This is a genomic window from Streptomyces sp. NPDC002057 (genome assembly GCF_040296665.1).
Classification (GTDB): domain Bacteria; phylum Actinomycetota; class Actinomycetes; order Streptomycetales; family Streptomycetaceae; genus Streptomyces.
On sequence record NZ_JBEOXR010000004.1, the window covers coordinates 207,244 to 222,707 of the forward strand.

General features: G+C 74.7%; 15 protein-coding genes. 8 read left to right on the forward strand and 7 right to left on the reverse strand.

Going from position 1 to position 15,464, the window contains the following annotated elements:
• Nucleotides 1-10 precede the first annotated feature (10 nt).
• Nucleotides 11-898: a helix-turn-helix transcriptional regulator gene (locus ABT129_RS05605; protein WP_351896916.1), complete on the reverse strand. Its 888-nt coding sequence runs from the start codon at nucleotides 896-898 to the stop codon at nucleotides 11-13.
• Nucleotides 899-1,010: 112 nt separating this feature from the next.
• Here ABT129_RS05605 and ABT129_RS05610 point away from each other — a divergent pair, with 112 nt between their 5' ends.
• Nucleotides 1,011-2,783 carry a glycoside hydrolase family 35 protein gene (locus ABT129_RS05610; RefSeq protein WP_351896919.1) on the forward strand — a complete coding sequence of 591 codons (1,773 nt, stop codon included), beginning with the start codon at nucleotides 1,011-1,013 and terminating at the stop codon, nucleotides 2,781-2,783.
• Between the two features lie 244 nt (nucleotides 2,784-3,027).
• Here the strand turns inward: ABT129_RS05610 and ABT129_RS05615 are convergent, their stop codons facing one another.
• On the reverse strand, nucleotides 3,028-3,798 hold the full coding sequence (locus tag ABT129_RS05615; RefSeq protein WP_351897070.1) for a S1 family peptidase: 771 nt from the start codon (nucleotides 3,796-3,798) through the stop codon (nucleotides 3,028-3,030).
• 174 nt (nucleotides 3,799-3,972) lie between these two features.
• Here ABT129_RS05615 and ABT129_RS05620 point away from each other — a divergent pair, with 174 nt between their 5' ends.
• Nucleotides 3,973-4,857 carry a hypothetical protein gene (locus ABT129_RS05620; protein ID WP_351896921.1) on the forward strand — a complete coding sequence of 295 codons (885 nt, stop codon included), beginning with the start codon at nucleotides 3,973-3,975 and terminating at the stop codon, nucleotides 4,855-4,857.
• Nucleotides 4,858-4,942: 85 nt separating this feature from the next.
• On the opposite strand, the gene ABT129_RS05625 is transcribed toward ABT129_RS05620, so the two are convergent.
• The gene (locus ABT129_RS05625) at nucleotides 4,943-5,407 is read right to left on the reverse strand and encodes a GNAT family N-acetyltransferase (RefSeq protein WP_351896923.1); all 465 of its coding nucleotides are present in this window, start codon (nucleotides 5,405-5,407) and stop codon (nucleotides 4,943-4,945) included.
• A 125-nt stretch (nucleotides 5,408-5,532) separates the two neighbouring features.
• Here ABT129_RS05625 and ABT129_RS05630 point away from each other — a divergent pair, with 125 nt between their 5' ends.
• Entirely contained in the window at nucleotides 5,533-7,002 is a 1,470-nt protein-coding gene (locus ABT129_RS05630) for an ankyrin repeat domain-containing protein (protein WP_351896925.1), read from the forward strand.
• Between the two features lie 50 nt (nucleotides 7,003-7,052).
• Here the strand turns inward: ABT129_RS05630 and ABT129_RS05635 are convergent, their stop codons facing one another.
• The 3 genes from ABT129_RS05635 to ABT129_RS05645 form a co-directional block, all read right to left on the reverse strand.
• Entirely contained in the window at nucleotides 7,053-7,478 is a 426-nt protein-coding gene (locus ABT129_RS05635; protein WP_351896928.1) for a ribonuclease domain-containing protein, read from the reverse strand.
• 254 nt (nucleotides 7,479-7,732) lie between these two features.
• Complete coding sequence (locus tag ABT129_RS05640; RefSeq protein WP_351896930.1) at nucleotides 7,733-8,608, reverse strand: SDR family oxidoreductase; 876 nt, start codon at nucleotides 8,606-8,608, stop codon at nucleotides 7,733-7,735.
• 12 nt (nucleotides 8,609-8,620) lie between these two features.
• On the reverse strand, nucleotides 8,621-9,385 hold the full coding sequence (locus ABT129_RS05645) for an SDR family oxidoreductase (protein ID WP_351896932.1): 765 nt from the start codon (nucleotides 9,383-9,385) through the stop codon (nucleotides 8,621-8,623).
• A gap of 66 nt (nucleotides 9,386-9,451) precedes the next feature.
• Here ABT129_RS05645 and ABT129_RS05650 point away from each other — a divergent pair, with 66 nt between their 5' ends.
• Genes ABT129_RS05650 through ABT129_RS05670 form a run of 5 tightly spaced genes read left to right on the forward strand, consistent with a single transcriptional unit; the run spans nucleotide 9,452 to nucleotide 13,785 of the window.
• Nucleotides 9,452-10,201, forward strand: coding sequence for an enoyl-CoA hydratase family protein (locus ABT129_RS05650; RefSeq protein ID WP_351896935.1), 750 nt, complete (start codon nucleotides 9,452-9,454; stop codon nucleotides 10,199-10,201).
• Nucleotides 10,198-11,055, forward strand: a complete 858-nt coding sequence (locus tag ABT129_RS05655) for a CoA transferase subunit A (protein WP_351896937.1) — start codon at nucleotides 10,198-10,200, stop codon at nucleotides 11,053-11,055. Before ABT129_RS05650 ends, ABT129_RS05655 begins: the two co-directional genes overlap by 4 nt.
• Nucleotides 11,052-11,777 carry a CoA-transferase subunit beta gene (locus ABT129_RS05660; protein WP_351896940.1) on the forward strand — a complete coding sequence of 242 codons (726 nt, stop codon included), beginning with the start codon at nucleotides 11,052-11,054 and terminating at the stop codon, nucleotides 11,775-11,777. Before ABT129_RS05655 ends, ABT129_RS05660 begins: the two co-directional genes overlap by 4 nt.
• Nucleotides 11,774-12,826 (forward strand): NAD(P)H-dependent flavin oxidoreductase, encoded by a 1,053-nt coding sequence (locus tag ABT129_RS05665; protein WP_351896942.1) that lies wholly within the window; start codon nucleotides 11,774-11,776, stop codon nucleotides 12,824-12,826. The genes ABT129_RS05660 and ABT129_RS05665 overlap by 4 nt, the downstream gene beginning before the upstream one ends.
• 56 nt (nucleotides 12,827-12,882) lie before the next feature.
• Nucleotides 12,883-13,785 carry a tyrosine-protein phosphatase gene (locus ABT129_RS05670; protein WP_351896945.1) on the forward strand — a complete coding sequence of 301 codons (903 nt, stop codon included), beginning with the start codon at nucleotides 12,883-12,885 and terminating at the stop codon, nucleotides 13,783-13,785.
• Here the strand turns inward: ABT129_RS05670 and ABT129_RS05675 are convergent.
• Complete coding sequence (locus ABT129_RS05675; protein ID WP_351896947.1) at nucleotides 13,710-15,437, reverse strand: DEAD/DEAH box helicase; 1,728 nt, start codon at nucleotides 15,435-15,437, stop codon at nucleotides 13,710-13,712. The genes ABT129_RS05670 and ABT129_RS05675 overlap by 76 nt on opposite strands.
• Between the last annotated feature and the right edge of the window lie 27 nt (nucleotides 15,438-15,464).

The following is a 15,464-nucleotide window of genomic DNA, read 5'->3' on the forward strand; positions in this document are numbered from 1 at the left end:
ATCTGCGAGCTTAGACGGATCTCGGGAGGATCGTGGGCGGGTGTTCGGGATCCGGAACACGGTTGCTCCAGCCGCCGTGCACGGACCGTCCCTGCTGTTCGCGGAAGCGGATGGGGGCGGCGCCGACCCGGCGGGTGAAGAGCCGGGAGAAGTAGGCCGGGTCGTCGTAGCCGACGCGGCGGGCGACGGCGGCGACGGGCAGTTCGGTGGCGGCGAGGAGTTCCTTGGCGCGGCCGAGGCGGACGGTGAGCAGGTAGTCCTTGGGGCTGCATCCGGCGGCGCGGCGGACGGCGGTGCGCAGTTCGGCGGCGGTCATGCCGTGCCGGGCGGCGTGTTCGGCGACGGAGTAGGGCTGGAAGGCGTCGCGGGCGAGGGCGGCGAGGACGGGGTCGCCGTCGGCGTTGGTGTCGGCGCGGGCACGGCGCAGGGCGACGAGCAGTTCGTGGACGGCGGCGCCGGTCTCGACTTCCAGGAGGGGGTTTCCGGCTCGGGCGGCGCGGGCGATGCGGCTGATGGCGGCGCGGGCCGGGGCGGCGTCGGCGAGGGGGACGACGGGCCGGTCGGGCTCGATGTAGCCGAGTTCGGTGTAGGTGGCGGCGGCGGGGCCGGAGAAGTCGACGAAGGCCTCGTCCCAGCCGGTGCCGGGGTCGGCGCCGTAGTGGTGGGGGACGCCGGGGGTGAGCCAGAGCAGGGCGGGTGCGGTGACGGTGGTGCGGCGGCCGTCGGCGGCCCGGTACCAGCCGCCGCCCGCGGAGACGACGACGGCGACGTGGTGGTCGAGGGTGCGGGGGCCGACGGTGGGCAGGGTGCCGTGCTGGAGTCCGACGCCGAGGCAGACGAGGCCGAGGCGGTGGTGGACGGGGCTGGGCGTGAAGTAGCGCATCCAGGTGTGGTACATGCCGGGTGGCCTCCTTCGTCCCCGTCCCTGTTCTGCCGGGCGGGCCTAACGTCCAAACTGCGACGATCTTTGTCCATGGACCGGTTCACCGCCAGAGGGCGAGGGTGAGGCCATGAGCACGTTCGCTGTGGGTGACGAGGACTTTCTGCTCGACGGGCGGCCGGTGCGGCTGCTCTCGGGGGCGCTGCACTACTTCCGGGTGCACGAGGCGCAGTGGGAGCACCGGCTCGGGATGCTGCGCGCCATGGGCCTGAACTCCGTCGAGACGTACGTCCCCTGGAACCTGTACGCGCCGGAGCCGGGCCGGTACGGGGACGTCGAGGCGCTCGGCCGTTTCCTGGACGCGGTGGCGCGGGCGGGGATGTGGGCGATCGTGCGCCCGGGTCCGTACATCTGCGCCGAGTGGGAGAACGGCGGTCTGCCGCACTGGCTGACCGGTCCGCTGGGGCGGCGGGTGCGGAGTCTGGACCCGGAGTTCCTGGCGCCGGTGGAGAACTGGTTCCGGCGGCTGCTGCCGCAGGTGGTGGAGCGGCAGATCGACCGGGGCGGTCCGGTGGTCCTGGTGCAGGTGGAGAACGAGTACGGGAGCTACGGCAGCGATCTGGCCTATCTGGAGCGGGTGGCGGGGCTGCTGCGGGAGTGCGGGGTGAGCGTTCCGCTGTTCACCTCGGACGGTCCCGAGGACCACATGCTGACGGGCGGGTCGGTGCCGGGGGTGCTCGCGACGGCGAACTTCGGTTCGGGGGCGCGGGAGGGCTTCGCGACGCTGCGGCGGCATCAGCCGTCGGGGCCGCTGATGTGCATGGAGTTCTGGTGCGGCTGGTTCGACCACTGGGGCACGGAGCACGCGGTGCGGGGCGCGGAGGACGCGGCGGCGGCGTTGCGGGAGATCCTGGAGTGCGGGGCCTCGGTCAATGTGTACATGGCGCACGGGGGGACGAACTTCGCGGGCTGGGCGGGGGCGAACCGGGCGGGTGAGCTGCACGACGGGCCGCTGCGGGCGACGGTGACCTCGTACGACTACGACGCGCCGGTCGACGAGGCGGGGCGGGCGACGGAGAAGTTCTGGGCCTTCCGCGAGGTGCTGGCGCGGTATGCGGTGGGGGCGTTGCCGGAGCCTCCGGCGCCGCCGGCGCGGCTCGCGGTCCCGGTGCGGGGCACCGTCGACGGCTGGGCGTCGCTGGACGCGGTCCTGGAGGTGCTCGGCGGCGAGGAGTCGGTGACGCCGGTGCCGCCGACCTTCGAGGAGCTGGGGGTGGACCGGGGTCTGGTCCGTCACCGGGTGGCGGTGCCGGGTCCCCGGCAGCCGTATCCGCTGGGGGTGACGGGGCTGCGGGACCGGGCGGTGGTGTACGTCGACGGGCTTCTCGCGGGGGTCCTCGACACGGCGGACGGTGAGGACGTGACGCTCGCCGGGCCGGTGCCGGGTCCGGCGGTGGTGGATCTGTGGGTGGAGTCGCTCGGCCGGGTCAACTACGGTCCGCGGCTGGGGGAGCCGAAGGGGATCACGGGCGGGGTCCGGCACGAACGGCAGTATCTGCACGGGTTCCGCTCGCGGGGGCTGCGTCTGGACGCGTTCGAGGCGGCGGCCGTGGACAAGGTGCCGTTCGCGCCCGCGGCGGAGCGGAGCGGGCCGGGTCTCCACCGGGGGACGCTGGACGTGACCGGGGCGGGGGACGCGGTGCTGCGGGTGCCGGGGGCGACCCGGGGCTTCGTGTGGGTGAACGGTTTCTGCCTGGGCCGGTACTGGACGGCCGGTCCGCAGGACGCGCTCTTCGTCCCGGGCCCGGTGCTCCGGGAGGGCGTGAACGAGGTGTGGGTGCTGGAGCTGGAGGGTGACGCGGGGGCGGGCGTCACGCTCGATGTCCTGCGGGAACGCCACTGAGACGAGGACGCTGATCGAGGGTCGGGCGGGGCTGGGGCGACGCTGGGCCGGAGGCGAGGGCCGTGGGACCGGCAGAGGGTCCTGGGACGGGGGCGCGGGGCCGAGGGCACGGGGGTGCTTGGGACCGGAGCGCGGGGCCGAGGCCACGGGGTGCCTGGGACCGGGGCGCGGGGCCGAGGCCCGGTGGTACACGGGTGGTGCCCCGGAGCCGAGGCCGCTCCGGGGCACCTGTACGCGGAGTCCGTTACAGCGTGGCCGCGGCGGACTTGATGGCGGCGGCGAAGGTCGAGACCTCCGTGTAGACGCCGGGGTAGTTGGGCCGGGCGCAGCCCTGGCCCCAGCTCACGATGCCGACCTGGACCCAGGCTCCGGCGTTGTCCTTGCGGAACATCGGGCCGCCGGAGTCGCCCTGGCAGGTGTCGACGCCGCCCTGGGTGTAGCCGGCGCAGATCTCCTCGCTCGGGACGAGGTCGCTGCCGTACGAGGACTGGCAGGAGGCGTCCGAGACGAACGGCACGTTGGCCTTGAGCTGGTAGCGCTGCTGCGCCCCGCCCTCACGGGCGGCGCCCCAGCCGGCCACCGTGAAGGTGCCGCTGTTGTACGCGGTGGTCTCGGCGAGCTTCAGGTTGGGCAGCGAGGTGATGGGGCTGGCGAGCTTGATCAGCGCCCAGTCCTTGCCCTTGCCGTTGTAGCCGGGGGCCTGGAGGACCTTGGTGGACTTGACCTTGATGGCGCTGCTGCTCTGGAGGTCCACGACTCCGGCGGTGGCGGTGATGCTGGTGTTGTTGCCGGAGCCGCTCACACAGTGGGCCGCGGTGAGCACGACCTGCGGGGTGATCAGCGAGCCGCCACAGCCCATGGAGAGCCTGACCATCCAGGGGAACTCGCCCTGGGCGGCGCGGGTACCGCCGACGACGGGGGCGGGGGCCGCGGCGGCGTTGGTGGTGGGCTGGAGGCTGACGGCCGCCAGGACGACGGCACCGGCGGCGGCGAACTTCTGGAGTGCGCGGACCATTCTGTTCTGCTTCACGTGTCTGCCTTCTCTCATGGGGGGTTGCCTCGACGGCCATGACATGCGCCCGTCAAGTCATGTCCGGATTATGGACAGCACCCAACTGCCGCCACAAGGAAGCCTTTTCGGCCAGAGACGGTGGGATGACCGTACAGTGGGAACAAGGGGGAATCCGGCATGCCGAACCGTCAGGAGGGCGATCGTGTCGCCCACGGCCTTCCGCACCGCGCCACCATCGGGGCCTCGCTCACCGCGCTCTACCGGCGCCTCTCCCCCGACGGCGTGCACCGCTACCCGGTCAGCGTCCCGCCCGCCGACGTGGCCCTCTCCGACGACGAGGACCTGCACCTCGGCACCCAGCGGGTCGCCCGCGCCCTCGTCCGGCACCTGAGACTGCCCGAGGCGCGCATGGTGGTGAGTTTCCGGCCGATGGAGTACGCGGCGGCCGTCGAGCTCGCGGCGGGACCCGAGTACTTCGTGGAGCTCAACGACCGGTTCCGGACGCGCCGCCGGGACATCGGCGCGGCGCTCGCCCACGAGATCACCCATGTCCTGCTGCACCGGCTCGGCCTCGGCTTCCCGGGCACCGCCGAGAACGAGATCCTCACCGACGTCGTCACCACGTACCTGGGGGCGGGCTGGCTGCTGCTCGACGCCTACCGGCAGGACGGGGTGGAGAGCCAGAAGCTGGGCTATCTGACGCCGGAGGAGTTCGGCTACGTCCTCGCCAAGCGGGCCGAGGTCTTCGCCGAGGACCCGTCACCGTGGTTCACCAGCGACGTGGCGTACGAGGCGTGGGTACGGGGCCGGGCCGAGGCCGGGCGGGAGCGGACGCCGCCGCCGCTCGCCGGGGCGGGCTGGGCGGAGCGACGGCGGTACGGCTGGGAGCGGCGCCGGGGCCGGGCGGGCGAGGGCGCCCCGTACGCCTTCGACGGCGGGGCGCCCGCGACCGGTGTGTCGTTCGCCTGCCCGGTCTGCCGGCAGCGCCTGCGGGTGCCTGCGGGCCGGGCACTGCGAGCCCGGTGCGGGGTGTGCCGCACGGTCCTGGAGTGCGCGGGCTAGGCCGTGGCCGGGCAGCGGGGCCGGCGCGAGCCAGGTTGTGGCCGGGCAGCGGGGCCGGCGCGGACCAGGTGGTGGCCGGACGGGCCTAGGACGCTTCCCCGGGGGTGTCCCGCACCAGGCTCTTGTGGAAGTGGACGTCCTCGGCGCCGCCCGGGATGCCGAGCATCCGGCCGGTCTCCACGTATCCGTGCCGGCGGTAGAAGTCCGGGGCCTGGAAGGTGAACGAGGAGACGTTGGCACGGTCGCAGCCCCGGCGCCTGGCCTCGTCCTCCGCCGCGCGCAGGAGCCGGCTCCCCCAGCCGTCCTGCCGGCTGTCCTCGCGGACCCACAGCATGTCGATGCCGAAGAGGCCGCTCCAGGTCCAGCCGGTGAGGCCGCCGATGAGCTCGCCGTTCGCGTCGACGGCCTTGACGGAGAGCTCGCCCTGGTCCTCGGGGGTCGTCCCGGTGGCCGCGAAGTTGAACGCGTCGAGCCCCTGGTCCAGGAGCTTCGCGAGCGCGGCGTCGCCGTGGCCGACGCTCAGCGCCGCGTCGTCGTGATCATGGGTCATGCGGCCTGATTCTGGCACAGGCGTACGAGCGGACGGCCGGACGGGGACGGCCGGCGCGGGACCTCCGCAGGACGGGGCGGGAATCTGATTTGCGCCAGGGCCGGACGGCGGGTCAGGGTCGGCGCATGAGCACGTTGTTCGACGCCATCCGGGACGGGGACGAGGACGGGGCCGTACGCGCCCTGCGGAACGGGGCCGGCCCCGAGGACCGGGAGGACGAGGAGACCGCGCTGTACCGGGCGGCCGTCGGCGACGAGGCCGGAATCGTACGGGTGCTGCTGGCCGCCGGGGCCGATCCGGGCCGGGGCAGCGGCGAGGACGGTGGCGACCTGCCGCTCTGCGGGGCGGCCGTCGGCGGACACACCGACGTGACGCGGGCGCTGCTGGCGGCGGGCGCGGCGGCGGACCAGGAGGAGGCCTACGGCTTCACCGCCCTCGCGTGGGCGCTGCGGCTCGGGCACGCCGACACCGCCCGGGTGCTCCTGGAGCACGGGGCCGACCCCGACCGGCGCGGACCCGACGGGTTCCTCCCGCTCGTGGCCGCCGCCCGGCGCGGCTCCACCGGATGCGTCCGGGCGCTCCTCGACCACGGGGCGACGGCCCGGGAGGCGGCGCTGCGGGAGGCCCGGCGCTGGATCGGCGCCGACATCGCGGCCGAGCTGCGGCGCGGGCTCGTCGCGGGGAACGAGGGCGGGCAGACGTACGAGGCCGTGATCCGGCGTGTCCGGGAGGACGGCGGGGTGACGGTCGTCGTGGAGCTGCTGCGGGAGGACGGCGCTCCCGGGCGCGGCGACGAACGCCAGACGGGGCACGCCGCCATCGCCACGCTCCTGGAGGCGGCGCTGGGGCTGCGTACCTCGCAGGAGGAGCTGGCGGCGCGGGCCCTGCGCTGCGGCGACCCGGAGCTCGACGACTGGACGACGGCGGTGGCCGAACTGGCCGGCCGGGCCGACGAGGAGACCTTCGTGGCGGCGGCCGCGTGGTGCGCGTACCGCGATCCGCTGCGCCGGGCGCTCGGCGCGCGGGTGCTCGGCGCCCTGCCGGACTTCGCGGCGAGCGCGGTGCCGGTGCTGCGGCGGGTCGCGGCGGAGGTGGTGGGTCCGGCGCGGGAGCCGGTGCTCTCGGTGGTGTCGGCGCTCGGGGAGTGCGGGGATCCGGCCGCGGTGCCCGAACTCCTCGCGGCGGCCGGGCACGCCGACGCGGCGGTACGGCGGGCGGTCGCGGGGGCCCTGGCGGGGATCGTGCCGGCCGGGCACGTGGAGGCGCTCGGGGTGTTGCTGGCGCTGAGCCGGGACGGTGACGCGCGGGTACGGGACTGGGCGACGCTCGCGCTCGCCGAGCTGCCCGACGACACCCCCCTCGTCCGGGAGGGGCTCGCCGAGCGGCTGGGCGACACCGATCCGGAGACGGCGGCGGAGGCGGCGCGCGGCCTGGCGATCCGTCAGGACCCGCGTGCCGTCGACGCGCTGGCGTCGGTCCTCGCGGACGGGGACCCGGAGGGCGCGGCGCGGGAGACGGCGCTCGCCGCCCTGGAGTACGTCCACGACCCCCGGGTCAGGACCCGGCTCGAATGGACGTCCCCGCGTCGCGCCTGAGGGGTCGGGTGCGGCCGGTGGGGTGGGGCCGACCGGCCGCGGTGCGGCTGTCAGCAGTCGTGGTCGATCAGGTCGAAGGACGCGTAGTGGTCGGCCGTGTAGTAGTCCTCCTGGGCCGCGTCGCCGGTGACGACGCGGCGGGCGCCGCGCGTGGAGGAGCCGGGGGTCTCGACCGTGTACTCGTGGTAGTAGCCGAGCGACCGGCCGGGCAGGATCCGTTCCCGGTTCTGGAAGACGGTGCCGTCCTGGCTGTACGGGAAGGGGCCGCCGGCGTCGATCAGGCGCAGGGTCGTGTGCGCCTGGCTGGGCAGGTCGGAGTAGCAGATGTCGCCGACGGCGGCGGTCGCCGCGACCGAGGTCACGACGGCGGCGGGTGCGGGGGCGGGTGCGGCGGTGGCGGGGGCGCCGAGGAGGAGGGACGAGAGGAGGGCGGTGGCGACACCGCCGGCGAGGGTGAATCGAGGGGGGATTCGCATGGCTGAGATTGTGGACGCGCGTAGATCCCGCCCGGAACCCCAACGGCCCTGTATTCGCCGGACGTTAACCCCTTGCCCGCGAACGTGCGGATCTCGTGTGCATGGGTCCGCCGGGGCCTTTTCGGACCCCGGCGGACATGCCTCCCGTACGGGTCGAGGACGGGTCGAGGACGGGTCGAGGACGGGTCGCGGACGCGGACGGGCCCGGCTCGCGCACCGCGTCGGCGCGCCCGGGCCGCCGCCCCCGGGCGGGCTCAGGCCCCGTACACCGGGCGCGGTGGCTCCGACTCCGACAGGAGGCGGCGGGCCGTCTCACCCGCCTCCGCCGGGGTCCGGCGCGTGCCCTTGTCCTCCGTCGGGCCGGGCCGCCAGCCCTCCATGACGGTGAGGCGGCCCCCCTCGGCCTCGAAGATCCTGCCGGTCACGCCCTCCGACGCGGCCGAGCCCAGCCACACCACGAGCGGTGACACGTCCTCGGGCAGTGCGTCCAGGCCGTCGAAGACCCGCTCGGTCATCCGGGTCCTGGCCGCCGGGGCGATCGCGTTGACCTGGACCCCGTACCGGGCGAGTTCCGCCGCCGCGACCAGGGTGAGTCCGACGATCGCGGCCTTCGCCGCCGCGTAGTTGGCCTGTCCGACGCTGCCGAGCAGCCCGGCGCCCGAGGTGGTGTGGACGACCCTGGCGACCGGCGCCCGTCCGGCCTTCGCCTCGGCCCGCCAGTGCGCGGCGGCGTGCCGCAGGGGCAGGAAGTGGCCTTTGCCGTGGACCCGCATGACGGCGTCCCAGTCCTTCTCGTCGAGGTTCACGAGCATCCGGTCACGGAGGAAGCCCGCGTTGCTGACGAGGGTGTCGAGCCGTCCCCAGGTGTCGAGGGCGGTCGCGACCAGGGAGGCGGCGCCCTCGGTGGTCGCGATGTCGCCGCCGTGGGCGCGGGCCTCACCGCCGGCGGCCCTGATCTCCTCGACGACCGCCGTCGCCGGGCTGTCGGGCGCGGGGCGGCCGTCGAGGCCGACCCCGAGGTCGTTGACGACGACCCGGGCGCCCTCGGCGGCGAAGGCGAGCGCGTGCGCCCGGCCCAGTCCGCGTCCCGCTCCGGTGACGATGACGACACGGCCCTCGCAGATTCCCATCCCGGTTTCCCCTCAGCTCTGTCGGTTGGCGGTGGCGGCGTCCAGGAAGGCGGGGCGTTCCCCGCCGCCGTGTACGAGGAGCGAGGCTCCCGAGACGTAGGCGGCCCGGTCGGAGGCGAGGAAGACGGCCGCCTCCCCGATCTCGTCCGGTGCGGCGAGCCGGCCCAGCGGTACGGTCCGGCCGACGGCGGCGACCCCCGCGTCGTCGCCGTAGTGCAGGCGGGACAGTTCGGTCCTGACCATGCCGAGGACGAGGGTGTTGACCCGTACCTCGGGGGCCCATTCGACGGCCATGGAGCGGGCGAGGTTCTCCAGGCCCGCCTTGGCCGCGCCGTAGGCGGCGGTGCCCGGGGAGGGCCGGGTGCCGCTGACGCTGCCGATCATGAGGACCGTGCCGTGCGAGGCCGCGAGGAGCGGGTGGGCGGCGAGGCTGACGGCGAGCGGGGCGGTGAGGTTCAGCTCGACCACGCGCGCGTGCCGTTCGGCCTCGCCCTCCCCCAGGAGGCGGTACGGCGTGCCGCCCGCGTTGTTGACGAGGGTGTCGAGCCGTCCGTACCGCTCGGCGAAGGCGGTGAAGAACTCCCGCACGGCGGTGGGTTCCCGCAGGTCGAGCGGGTGGAAGTCGGCGGTGCGGCCCGCCGCCGCGACCGGTGTGTCCGGGGGTCTGCGGGCGCAGACGGCGACCCGGGCGCCGGCCCGCAGGAAGGCGCGGGCGATGCCCGCGCCGACTCCTCGGGTTCCACCGGTGACGAGCACGACCCTCCCGTCCAGCTCCATCGGCTGCTACCTTCCCCTCCAAGAGGTACCTAACAAACGTTTGGTGGAAAGGTAGCTGATCCGCTCATGGGTGTCTGCACCTCTCGCCCCGCTCCGGGCGTGGCCCTGGTCACCGTCGACTTCCCACCCGTCAACGCCCTGCCCGTCACAGGCTGGTACGCGCTCGCCGACGCCGTCCGCACCGCCGGCCGGGACCCCGAGGTCCGGTGCGTCGTCCTCACCGCCGAGGGCCGCGGCTTCAACGCGGGGGTCGACATCAAGGAGTTGCAGCGCGACCCCGGGCACGCCTCGCTGATCGGGGCCAACAGCGGCTGCGCGGAGGCCTTCGCCGCCGTCTACGAGTGCGAGGTGCCGGTCGTCGCGGCGGTCGCCGGCCACTGCCTGGGCGGCGGCGTCGGGCTCGTCGGCAACGCCGACGCGATCGTCGCCGCCGAGGACGCCGTCTTCGGCCTCCCCGAGCTGGACCGGGGCGCGCTCGGCGCGGCGACCCACCTCGCCCGGCTCGTCCCCCAGCATCTGATGCGGGCCCTCTACTACACCTCGCGGACCGCGACCGCCGCCGAACTCCACGCGCACGGCTCGGTGTGGCAGGTGGTCCCGCGCCCGGAGCTGCTCGGCGCGGCCCTCGCGCTGGCCGGGGAGATCGCCGCCAAGGACGGCAGCCTCCTGCGCCTCGCCAAGGCCGCGCTCAACGGCATCGACCCCGTGGACGTACGGCGCAGCTACCGCTTCGAGCAGGGCTTCACCTTCGAGGCCAATCTGAGCGGGGTCGCCGACCGGGTCCGCGACACCTTCGGGAAGGAGGACTCCGCGTGAGCGACAAGACCATGACGCCCGAGGAGGTCGTCGGCCGGCTCCGTTCCGGGATGACGGTCGGGATCGGCGGCTGGGGCTCGCGGCGCAAGCCGATGGCCCTGGTGAGGGCGGTGCTCCGCTCCGGGATCACCGATCTCACGGTGATCTCCTACGGCGGCCCGGACGTCGGCCTGCTCGCCGCCGCCGGCCGGATCCGGCGGCTCGTCGCCCCCTTCGCGACCCTGGACTCCATCCCCCTCGAACCCCACTTCCGGGCGGCCCGCGAGCGCGGCGCCTTCGAGCTCACCGAACTCGACGAGGCGATGTTCATGTGGGGCCTGCACGCCGCCGCCAACCGGCTGCCCTTCCTTCCGGTACGGGCCGGGCTCGGCTCCGACGTGATGCGGGTCAACCCGGGCCTGCGGACCGTCACCTCCCCGTACGAGGACGGCGAGGAGTTCGTGGCCGTGCCGGCGCTGCGCATGGACGCCGCCCTCGTCCACCTCAACCGCGCCGACCGGCTCGGCAACGGCCAGTACCTCGGCCCCGACCCGTACTTCGACGACCTGTTCTGCGAGGCCGCCGACACGGCGTACGTCTCCTGCGAGCGGGTCGTCGACCGCTTCGGGCCGGACACCGTGCCCCAGACCCTCCTCGTCAGCCGCCACAGCGTCACGGGAGTCGTCGAGACCCCGAACGGGGCCCACTTCACCTCCTGCGTCCCCGACCACGACCGCGACGAGCCGTTCCAGAGGCTCTACGCCACCACCCCCTGGCCCGAGTTCGCCGAGCGCTTCCTGTCGGGCAGGACCGAGGACGACTACCAGGCCGCCGTGCGGGCCTGGCACCACGAGCGCGAGGAGCGGCGGACGTGACGACGGAAGCGGCCGCCCGGGCCGAGTACTGCGTGATCGCCTGCGCCGAGGCCTGGCGCGACAACGGGGAGGTCCTCGCCAGCCCCATGGGCCTGATCCCCTCCTTCGGCGCCCGCCTCGCCAAACGCACCTTCTCCCCCGACCTGCTCCTCACCGACGGCGAGGCCCTGCTCGTCGGCCTCGACGGGGAGCCCGAGGGCTGGCTGCCGTACCGCAGGCACCTCGCCATGGTCACCGGCGGGAAGCGGCACGTGATGATGGGCGCCAGTCAGATCGACCGGTACGGCAACCAGAACATCTCCTGCATCGGCGACTGGCGGCGGCCCTCCCGCCAGCTCCTCGGCGTCCGCGGAGCCCCCGTCAACACCCTCAACAACCCGGTCAGCTACTGGATCCCCAAGCACTCGCCCCGGGTCTTCGTCGAGCGGGTCGACATGATCAGCGGGGTCGGTTACGACCATGCCGTCGGGCCGTACCACCGCCTCCCCCGGGTCGTCACCGACCTCGCCGTCCTCGACTTCGAGACGCCCGACCGCACGATGCGGATCGCCTCCCTCCACCCGGGCGTCACCGTCGAGGAGGTCCGCGCGGCCACCGGCTTCGACCTGGTGATCGACGAGGACGTGCCGTACACCCGCGAGCCCACCGCCGAGGAGCTGCGGCTGATCCGCGAGGTCATCGACCCCCGGCGGCTGCGGGACCGCGAGGTCGCGCCCCGATGAGGACCGCGCTCACCGAGCTGACCGGGGTCCGCCACCCGATCGTGCAGACCGGCATGGGCTGGGTCGCCGGGCCCCGGCTCGTCTCCGCCACCGCGAACGCGGGCGCGCTCGGCGTCCTCGCCTCCGCGACCATGACCGTGGACGAGCTGCGCGCCGCCGTCCGCGAGGTGCGCTCCCGCACCGACCGGCCCTTCGGGGTGAACCTGCGCGCCGACGCGGGGGACGCCCGTGAACGGGTCCGGATCATCGTCGACGAGGGGGTACGGGTCGCCTCCTTCGCCCTCGCTCCCTCCCGCGACCTGATCGCCGAACTCAAGGACGCCGGGGTCGTCGTCATCCCCTCCGTCGGCGCCCGGCGGCACGCGGAGAAGGTCGCCGCCTGGGGCGCGGACGCCGTGCTCGTCCAGGGCGGGGAGGGCGGCGGCCACACCGGCGAGGTCGCGACGAGCGTCCTGCTGCCGCAGGTGGTGGACGCCGTGGACGTCCCGGTGATCGCGGCGGGCGGCTTCCACGACGGGCGGGGCCTGGTCGCCGCGCTCGCCCACGGGGCGGCGGGCGTCGCGATGGGCACCCGCTTCCTGCTGACCTCCGACTCGACCGTGCCGGACGCCGTCAAGGCCCGCTATCTGGCCGCCACCGTCAAGGACGTCACCGTCACCACCGCCGTCGACGGGCTGCCCCACCGGATGCTCCGCACGGAGCTGGTGGCGTCCCTGGAGAACGCCGGGCGGATACGGACCCTGGCGCGGGCCCTGCACCGCGCGGCCGGATTCCGCAGGCTCTCCGGGCTCTCCTGGTCCGCGATGGTCCGCGACGGCCTCGCGATGCGCCACGGAAGGGACCTGTCCTGGAGCCAGGTCCTCCTCGCCGCGAACACCCCGATGCTGCTGCGGGCCTCCATGGTCGAGGGCCGCACCGACCTGGGCGTGATGGCCGCGGGTCAGGTCGCGGGGGTGATCGAGGACCTGCCCAGCTGCGAGGAGCTGGTCGCCCGGATCATGACGGAGGCCGCGCGGGTCCTGCGGACGCTTCCGCACCCCGAGGAGTGACCTCCACACCGCACCGCACCACCCTCAACCCCCTTGAGCCGCAAAGGAGTCCGGCCGTGCACCTGTCCCGACGCGCGCTGCTCACCGCCACCGGCGCCACCGCCCTGCTCGGCGCCCTGCCCGCCGGGGCGACCGCCCGCCCCGGGTTCCCCCGGGCACACCCGATCCGGCGGATCCCGCTCCAGGGCGCCGTCAACGTCCGTGACCTCGGCGGCTACCCCACGTACGACGGGAGGCGGGTCCGGTACGGCCTCGCCTACCGGGGCGACCACCTCGCCAGGCTGACCGACCCGGACCTGAGCACGCTCGACGGGCTCGGCCTGCGCACCGTGGTCGACCTGCGGATCCCCCTGGAGGTCGGCCAGGACGGCGCCGACCGGCTGCCGGCCGGTCCGGTCCCGGTCCCCCGGCCCGTCACCGACAACGGTCTGTTCGGGCGGCTCCTCACCGCGATCGGCTCGCGCGACCCGGTGCGGCAGGAGGAGATGCTGGGCGGCGGACGGGCCGCCGCGTTCATGCGCGAGGTGTACCGCACCTTCGTCACCGACCCCGCGAACCGGGCCGCCTTCGCGGCGACCCTGCGGGACCTGGCCGACCCACGCCGGGGGCCGCTGCTCCTGCACTGCACCTCGGGCAAGGACCGGACGGGCTGGACGAGCTGGCTCCTGCTGACCCTGCTGGGGGTGCCCGAGCCCCTCGCCCGCGCGGACTACCTGGCCTCCAACACCTTCCGCGCCGCGTACGACGCCCGGCTGCGGGAGGAACTGGAACGGGCCGGGCTCATGAGGAACCCGGCCCTGATCATTCCGCTCCAGGAGGTGCGGGAGGAGTACCTCGACACCGCCCTGGAGCAGCTGCGCTCCTCGTACGGGAGCGTGTTCCGTTACGTGTCGGTCGGCCTCGGCCTGGACCCCCGCGAGCTGCCGGCGCTCCGCGCACGGCTGGTGCCCGCGGCCTGACGCCCGACTCGGCCGGCACCGGAGCCGGCGGAGGCGCCGCGTCCGCCGCCCGTGCCGGAGCCCGCGCCCCGGCCACCGCCGGACGCGCGGCCCGCACCGCCGGCGGCACCGGCGGTGCGGCCCGCGGAGCCCGCCGTACGGCCCGAGGAGCCCGCGGCGCGGCCCGAGGCCGTGCCCGTGGCTCCGGAACGGCCGGAGCCCGTGCCCGTGCCGGCCGTGCCTCCGGCCGGGGCGGGACGGCGGCGCCGGCCCGCGGAGCGGCCACCGGCGGCGGAGCCGGCCGGCTTGCGCGGCTGCGTCGGCTGCGGGGTCTCGATGACGATCGGGACGCCGGAGGGCTCCCGCGCGCCGGTCAGCTCGGCCAGCTCGTCGTCGCTGGACTTGATCTGCGCCGTGCGGGGGCTGATGCCCGCGTTCGTCATCAGACGGCCCATGTCGCGCTTCTGCTCGGGCAGGACCAGGGTGAAGACGCTGCCGGACTCACCGGCACGGGCGGTCCGGCCGCCGCGGTGCAGGTAGTCCTTGTGGTCCATCGGCGGGTCGACGTTCACGACCATGTCGAGGTCGTCGACGTGGATGCCGCGCGCCGCGACGTTCGTCGCGACGAGGGTCGTGACCTGACCGCTCTTGAACTGGTCGAGGGTCCGGTTCCGCTGCGGCTGCGAGCGGCCGCCGTGCAGGCCTGAGGCCCGCACACCGTTGGCGAGGAGCCGCTTGACCAGCCGGTCCACGGACCGCTTGGTGTCCAGGAAGAGGATCGTCCGGCCGTCGCGGGCGGCGATCCGCAGCGTGACGGCCTTCTTGTCGGTCTCGTCGGCCACGTACAGGACGTGGTGCTCCATGGTGGTGACCGCGCCGGCCGACGGGTCGACGGAGTGCACGACCGGGTCGTCGAGGAACATCTTGACCAGGCGGTCGATGTTCCGGTCGAGGGTGGCCGAGAACAGCAGGCGCTGCCCGCCCGGCTCGACCTGCTTCAGCAGCTTCGTGACCTGGGGCAGGAAGCCCATGTCGGCCATCTGGTCGGCCTCGTCGAGGACGGTGACGGCGACCTGGTCGAGCCGGCAGTCGCCCCGGTCGATGAGGTCGTGGAGACGGCCGGGCGTGGCGATGAGGATCTCGGCGCCGCGCCGCAGCGCGGAGGACTGCCGGCTGATCGACATGCCGCCGACGACGGTGGTGATGCGGAGCCGCAGCGCGGAGGCGTACGGGGTGAGCGCGTCGGTCACCTGCTGCGCGAGCTCGCGCGTGGGCACCAGGACCAGCGCGAGCGGCGCGCCCGGCTCGGCGCGGCGGCCCGCGGTGCGGGCGAGGATCGCGAGCCCGAAGGCGAGGGTCTTGCCGGAGCCGGTACGCCCCCGGCCGAGCACGTCGCGGCCGGCCAGCGAGTTCGGCAGCGTCGCGGCCTGGATCGGGAACGGCTCCGTGACGCCCTGCTCACCCAGGGTCCGCAGCAGGCCCTCGGGCATGTCGAGGTCGGCGAAGGCGGCCACCGCGGGCAGCGCGGGGGTCAGCGTCTCCGGCGGCGTGAACTCGCTCGGCGGCGGGGGCGCGGTGGGACGGCGGCCGCCGCGGGAGTTCTTCGGCTGCGACGTGGACTTCGCCTGGGCGGTGCGGGGGCTGCGCTTGTGAGGGCGTTCGGAGCGGGTCATGCGTGCCTTTCTGGCCGGTGCTCGCGG